2 protein-coding genes are annotated in these 2489 nt (G+C 65.2%); both read right to left on the reverse strand.

All coding sequences use genetic code 11. The features are described 5' to 3' along the window. A partial coding sequence (locus ACCD00_RS30500) for a TolC family protein (protein WP_413428907.1) occupies positions 1-905 on the reverse strand: 905 nt, incomplete at its 3' end. Between the two features lie 7 nt (positions 906-912). After that, the coding region (locus ACCD00_RS30505; protein ID WP_413428908.1) for an ABC transporter permease at positions 913-2489 on the reverse strand (1577 nt) is incomplete at its 5' end.

The following is a 2489-nucleotide window of genomic DNA, read 5'->3' on the forward strand; positions in this document are numbered from 1 at the left end:
ACGTCGGCCTGGGCGGCGGCCAGTTGGGCCTCGGCCCGGGCAATGTCCGGACGGCGGCTGAGCAACTGGCTGGGCACCCCGGCGTCGATGACGGGCCAGGTCAGTTGATCGAAGTGTTCCTGGCCCAACGACAGCGCCTGAACCGGGCGGCCGAGCAGGGCGGCGAGGCTGATTCGCGCATCCTCGGCCTGTTGCTGCACCAGCGGCAGCTGGCGTTGCTGCGCCGCCACCAGGCTTTTTTGCTGCGCCAGTTCAAGGGCGGTGGCCGAGCCCGAATCGAAACGGGTCTGCACCAGTTTCAGCACGCTTTGGGCATTGGCCAGGTTCAGCCCGGCGATGCGGCCCTGCTCCTGCAGCGACAAGGCTTGCGCATAGCCGCCGGCCACGGCGCTGAGCAACGTCAACTCCACGGTGGCCTGGTCGAACTCGCTGGCTTGCAAGCTGAACTGAGCACTGTCGCGGCTGGCCCGCTGGCCACCCCAGAAATCGATTTCGTAGCTGGCCACAAGGTTCGCATTGAAGTAATCGACGGCGTCGTTATCGCTGTCGGCATCGAGCTGACTGTAGCCGCTGCCCCGCAGCAATTTCTGGCGGTTGGCGTTGACCGCGGCCTTGACCTCGGGCAGTTGCGAGCCGCCGGCAATCACCGTATCGGCCCGGGCCTGGCGCACTCTTGCGATGGCCGCGGCCAGATCGTAACTGCCGAGCCGCGCCTGTTCGATCAGGCGACCCAGTTGCGGGCTGCCGAAGCGGCTCCACCATTGTCGGTTGGCATCGGTAACGCCTGCGGTGTGCGGCGATTGCCAGGCAGCGGGAGGCTGGATGCCGCTGTCGGGGCGCTGGGCCGGGCTGCCGCAGGCGCCGAGCAACAGGCACAGGGTTAACACACTGAGTGGCGGCTTCATAAATCGATCATTCACTGGTAAGGGCCGTGACCGGGTCGAGTCGGGCAGCTTTGCGGGCCGGCATGTAGCCGAAGACAACACCGGTGACCAGGGCGCAGCCGAAGGCGCCCAGCACCGCTATCAGAGAGAAGGCGACTGCGACTTCGCTGAAAATCAGCACGCCACCGACGATCAGCGCCAGGGCAATCCCGGTGAGGCCGCCCACCACCGAGAGCATCACCGCTTCGGTGAGGAACTGGCGCAGGATGTCGCGCTGGCGGGCACCGGTGGCCATGCGGATACCGATCTCCCGGGTACGTTCGCGCACGGTCATGAGCATGATGTTCATCACACCGATCCCGCCCACCAGCAGCGAAATCGCGGCAATCGAGCCGAGCATCAGCGACAGGGTGTTTTGCGTGCGTGCCTCGGCCTGGATCATCGCCGCGTTGTTGGTCAGTTCGAAATCGTGCTTGCCGTCGTGCAGGCGCAACATCAGTTGCTCGATGGCTTTTTCGGTTTCCTTGACCTTACGCGCGTCCGCGGCGGCGATGGCGATGTACTCCGGGTTGTGAGTACCGAACAGGCGCACGCTCGCGGCGGAGTAGGGGATGGCGATGCGGTCGTCGCTGTCGGAGTCGCCGGAGCTGGCGCCTTTTTCCGCGAGTACGCCGACCACCTGGAAGGGCACGTTTTCGATCAGGATGTACTGGCCGATCGGGTTGGCCACGTCCTTGAGCAGCTTGGTCCGCACCTTGTGCCCGATCACCGCGACGGCGGCGGCGTTCTGCTCATCGGCGTGGGTGAAGTAGCTGCCTTCGACCACCGGCCAGTTGAAAATCGCCGGGAAGTTGGTGTCGTTGCCACCGACGTAGCTCAAGTGATCGAGGTTGCCAAAGCGCACCCCGGCCTCCTGGCCGTTGACCGGCATGATCCGCATCACCTGGGGCAGGCTGGCAATCGCCGCGACCTCATCGAGGGTGACGATGCCCATCGGCGTGCGCGGGTTGGGGGCCGAGCCGCTGAGGTAAATGATGTTGGAACCGAATGCGCCCATCTGCGCCATCACCTGGCGCTTGCTGCCTTCGCCCACGGCCAGCATCACCACCACCGAGGCGACGCCGATGATGATGCCGAGCAAGGTAAGCGCGGTACGAAACCTGTTTATCCACATCACCCGCCACGCCGCATGCACGGCATCGACCAATTCGCCTTTCCACGCGCCTGTCGCTTCGGCGCCTTCACTCAAGCGCTTGCGCAGGTCGACGGCTTGTAGCGCACCGGGTGTGGCCGAATTTTGCGCGCTCGGGTTTTCGTCGGCGCTGTCGCTGATGATCAGGCCGTCGCGGATCTCGATGATGCGCTTGGCCCGGGCTGCCACTTCGCGGTCATGGGTGATGAGGATCACCACATGACCCTGGCTGGCTAGCTCGTCAAGCAAGGTCATGACCTCGGCGCCGCTGTGGCTGTCGAGCGCGCCGGTGGGTTCGTCGGCAAGGATGATGTGGCCGCCGTTCATCAGGGCGCGGGCAATCGACACCCGTTGCTGTTGACCGCCGGAGAGTTGGTGCGGACGGTTGCCGGTGCGCGAGGCCAGGCCGAGGC

Origin of the sequence: Pseudomonas sp. Pseusp3, from assembly GCF_047304225.1 — a bacterium.
In the GTDB taxonomy this organism is placed as follows: domain Bacteria; phylum Pseudomonadota; class Gammaproteobacteria; order Pseudomonadales; family Pseudomonadaceae; genus Aquipseudomonas; species Aquipseudomonas fluorescens_CD.